The following is a 4,067-nucleotide window of genomic DNA, read 5'->3' on the forward strand; positions in this document are numbered from 1 at the left end:
GGCCATGGGCTTTCACCACAGCGTCGGCGCACACACCTACCGGTTCGGCGACCTGCGCACGCTCATGGCGCGCGCCTCGCCGCTGCGCTCGGGCGACCAGCTCGCCGGCGTGGCGGCGGTCAGCAGCCAGGAACGCGTGGCGGCGCAGATGGCGCTGGCCGATCTGCCGCTGTCGCACTTCCTGAACGAGGCGGTGGTGCCGTACGAGGACGATGAAGTCACCCGCCTGATCGTCGACACCTTCGATGCGAAGGCCTTCGCGCCGGTGGCGCATCTCACGGTGGGCGATTTCCGCAACTGGCTGCTCGGTGATGCCGCCGACACCACCGCACTCACGGCCCTGGCGCCCGGCCTGACCCCCGAGATGGTGGCCGCGGTGAGCAAGCTCTGCCGCGTGCAGGACCTGGCGTTGATCGCGCGCAAGTGCAACGTGGTCACGCGCTTTCGCGGCACGCTGGGGCTGCCCGGGCGGCTGGCCACGCGGCTGCAACCCAACCACCCCACCGACGCCCTCGCCGGCATCGCCGCCAGCCTGCTCGACGGCCTGCTGCACGGCAGTGGCGATGCGGTGATCGGCATCAACCCCGCCACCGACAACGTGCCGCAGGTGGTGCGGCTGCTGGCCATGCTGGACGAGCTGATCCAGCGCTACGCCATGCCCACGCAGAGCTGTGTGCTCACCCACGTCACCAACACGCTGCAGGCGATCGAGCGCGGCGCGCCGGTCGATCTGGTGTTCCAGTCCATCGGTGGCACCGAAGCCACCAACCGCAGCTTCGGGATCGATCTCGCGCTGCTGGCTGAGGCCCGCACAGCGGCCCTTTCGCTGCAGCGCGGCGCAGTGTTTGCCGACGGCACGCGCGGCGAACACGTGATGTATTTCGAGACCGGCCAGGGCAGTGCGCTGTCGGCCGGTGCGCACCATGGCTGCGACCAGCAGACCATCGAGGCGCGCGCCTATGCGGTGGCGCGGCACTTCCAGCCGCTGCTGGTCAACACCGTGGTGGGCTTCATCGGGCCGGAGTACCTCTACAACGGCAAACAGATCCTGCGCGCGGGGCTCGAAGACCACTTCTGCGGGAAGCTGCTGGGGCTGCCCATGGGCTGCGACGTGTGCTTCACCAACCACGCCGAGGCCGACGCCGACGACATGGACGCCCTGCTCACCCTGCTGTGCACCGCGGGCGTCAACTTCATCATGGGCGTGCCGGGCGCGGACGACATCATGCTGAACTACCAGAGCACCTCGTTCCACGACGCGCTGGCCATGCGGCAACTGCTGGGCCTCAAGCCCGCGCCCGAGTTCGACGCCTGGCTGCAGCGCATGGGCGTGACGGAGCCCGGATCGGGCCTGCGTCTGGCGCCGGCCCTGCCCGCCGCATTTGCGCCCGCTATCGCCCGCCTGGAAGCCACTTGAACAAGCCGCCTTCCTCCCACGTGATCCCCGCCGCTTGGAGCGGCCTGCAGCGCTTCACCGACGCGCGCATCGCGCTCGGCCGTGCCGGCAGCAGCCAGCCCACCGCTGCGCACCTGGCCTTCCAGCTCGCGCATGCCGAGGCGCGCGATGCCGTGCACCTCGCGTTCGACCCGGGCAGTCTGGAGGAACCCCTGCAAGCCCTCGGGCTGCAGACGCTGCGCTTGCACAGCGCGGCCCCCGACCGCACCACCTACCTGCAACGGCCCGACCTCGGGCGGCGTCTCGATGCGGCCTCGTTGGAGTCGCTGCAGGGCTGGCGCCAAACCCATACCGCTGAAGCACCGAACGACCTGGCCTTCGTGATCGCCGACGGCCTGTCGGCCCGCGCGGCCATGCAGCAGGCCATGCCCTTGCTGCAGCATCTGGTGCAGCGGCTGCAGGCCGACCCGCAACGCTGGAGGCTGGCCCCCGTGGCGCTGGTCGAACAAGGCCGCGTGGCCATCGGCGACGAGATCGGCGCCCTGCTGCAAGCGCGCACCGTGGTGGTCCTGATCGGTGAGCGCCCTGGCCTGAGCTCGCCCGACAGCCTGGGCATCTATTTCACCTGGGGCCCGCGCGTGGGGCTGAGCGACGCCGATCGCAACTGCATCTCCAACGTGCGCGACGCGGGGCTGCAGCACAGCCAGGCGGCCGCACGCCTGCATGCGCTGCTGTCGCGCGCGCGCCTGCTGCAGCTCAGCGGCGTGGCGCTCAAGGACGAGAGCGACGACGGCGGCAAGACCTTGTCCGCGCCGTGATCGCTCGCGTGGTGTGTGGCGTCATTGGCCCGCGCCCCGTGAAAGCCATGGTCACGGGCGTGAAGGAACGCTGCTGACCGCGAAGGGCTGCGTGGCAAACTCGTGCCATGTCCCCGCGCGTGCATCCCAACGAGGTCGAGTTCACCGCCATCCGCGCGCAGGGCGCGGGCGGGCAGAACGTGAACAAGGTGTCCAACGCGGTGCACCTGCGTTTTGCCGTCCATGCGTCGTCGTTGCCCGAAGCCATCAAGGAGCGCCTGCTGGCGCTCAGCGACCACCGCATCACCACCGAAGGCGTGGTGGTCATCAAGGCGCAGACCAGCCGCAGCCTGGAGCAGAACAAGGCCGAAGCGCTGGAGCGCCTGCAGGCGCTGGTGGACAGCGTGGCCACCCTGCCCAAGGCGCGCAAGGCCACCAAGCCCACCTTCGGCTCGAAGCAGCGCCGCCTCGAAGGCAAGGCCACGCGCTCGACCGTCAAACAACTGCGCGGCCGCGTGCGCGGGATCGACTGAAACTGCCTTCAAACGATTCGCTTAAGGTTTTTTTACGATTCCTTTAAGCGCTATTTAGCAGCGCGCGCTGCGGTGGATTCCTAGACTTCTTTTCCATGATTCGCAGCACATGGGGTGTTGCGGTCATCCAGAGACAAGCCGGGCACTGCCCGCCAAAGGAACCACCATGCAATCCCATGCACTCGAAATGGCCCACGTGGCCGCCACCGCCCGCACCGGCCAAGGCCGCTTCAACTTGTATGCCGGCATCCACAAGGCGCTGCGCTCCTTCATGGCCGACACCTTGCTTGCCGTGGGCCGTGCCGACCCCACCGACGCCGCCGATGTGAACCTGGCTGCAACCCGGGTCGGAGAACTCATGGACCTGTGCGCCAGCCACGTCGCCCACGAAAACGACTTCGTGCACCCCGCACTCCAGGCGCGTTGCCCTGGCATCTGCGAACCCGTGGCGCAGGACCACGAAGCGCACCTGCGCCACATTGCCCATCTGCGCGACGCCGCCCAGTCGCTGTTGAAAACGGAGGCCAGCGAACGCGAACCGGCGCTGCAAGCCCTCTACCTGGGGCTGGCGCTGTTCGTGGCCGACAACTTCCAGCACATGCACACCGAGGAGACGGTGCACAACAGCGCGCTCTGGGCGGCCTACAGCGACGCCGAACTGATCGGCATCCACGACGCCTTGCTGGCCACCGTTCCGCCGGCCGAGATGATGCTGGTGATGCGCTGGATGCTGCCGCAGCTGAACGCCCCCGAGCGCCTGGGCGTGATGCAGGGCATGCGCGCCGGTGCACCGGCGCCCGTGTTCGAAGGCATGCTGACCGGGACACAGGGTCTGCTCAACCCGCGCGACTGGGCCAAGCTGGCGCGCGGGCTCGGCTTGCCGCCCGTGCCCGGTCTGGTGGCTGTCTAAGCCGCCACGTCTTCCAGCTCGACCGGGCCGTTGGCCTCGAAGCGGAAGCAGCCGCGCCCGGTTTTCTGAATGCGCAACTGCGGGCACTGCTCGGCCAGCCGGCGGTGCAGCAACAGCAGCCGGGCTTCGAGGTTGTCGGCCACGTCGGGCAGGCGCAGCGAAGCGTCCAGCCGCAGCTCGCGGTTGGTGAAATCGTTGCGGCCGTGCTGGCCATCGCGCAGCAGCTTCCACAGGATGGCGCCCGCCACGCCCTTGATCAGGTAGGCGTTGTTGATGAACACGCTGTCGTTGCTGCGGTAGTGACGCACGTGCAGCGCCGGGCCCGGCGGCACTGCGGGCACGCTGGCCACCGCGACGTCGGGCGCTACCTCGGTGCATGGCGCCTCGGCTTCGTGCATCAGGTCGATGGCCGCGCCCAGCTGGCCGCCCAG

4 protein-coding genes and 1 pseudogene are annotated in these 4,067 nt (G+C 69.0%); 4 read left to right on the forward strand and 1 reads right to left on the reverse strand.

The features are described 5' to 3' along the window. Nucleotides 1-4 precede the first annotated feature (4 nt). The 4 genes from Q0C59_RS16530 (at nt 5) to Q0C59_RS16545 (ending at nt 3,636) form a co-directional block, all read left to right on the forward strand. Complete coding sequence (locus Q0C59_RS16530) at nt 5-1,417, forward strand: ethanolamine ammonia-lyase subunit EutB (protein WP_291217552.1); 1,413 nt, start codon at nt 5-7, stop codon at nt 1,415-1,417. Then, nucleotides 1,414-2,214, forward strand: coding sequence for an ethanolamine ammonia-lyase subunit EutC (gene eutC / locus Q0C59_RS16535; protein ID WP_291217534.1), 801 nt, complete (start codon nt 1,414-1,416; stop codon nt 2,212-2,214). Before Q0C59_RS16530 ends, eutC begins: the two co-directional genes overlap by 4 nt. A gap of 107 nt (nt 2,215-2,321) precedes the next feature. Further along, entirely contained in the window at nt 2,322-2,726 is a 405-nt protein-coding gene (gene arfB / locus Q0C59_RS16540) for an alternative ribosome rescue aminoacyl-tRNA hydrolase ArfB (RefSeq protein WP_291217536.1), read from the forward strand. 166 nt (nt 2,727-2,892) lie between these two features. Next, nucleotides 2,893-3,636, forward strand: a complete 744-nt coding sequence (locus Q0C59_RS16545; RefSeq protein WP_291217537.1) for a hemerythrin domain-containing protein — start codon at nt 2,893-2,895, stop codon at nt 3,634-3,636. On the opposite strand, the pseudogene Q0C59_RS16550 reads toward Q0C59_RS16545, so the two are convergent. Continuing rightward, nucleotides 3,633-4,067, reverse strand: a pseudogene (locus Q0C59_RS16550) (GAF domain-containing protein); the annotation flags it as partial. The gene Q0C59_RS16545 and the pseudogene Q0C59_RS16550 overlap by 4 nt on opposite strands.

It is taken from the genome of Hydrogenophaga sp. (assembly GCF_022844385.1).
GTDB lineage: Bacteria > Pseudomonadota > Gammaproteobacteria > Burkholderiales > Burkholderiaceae_C > Hydrogenophaga.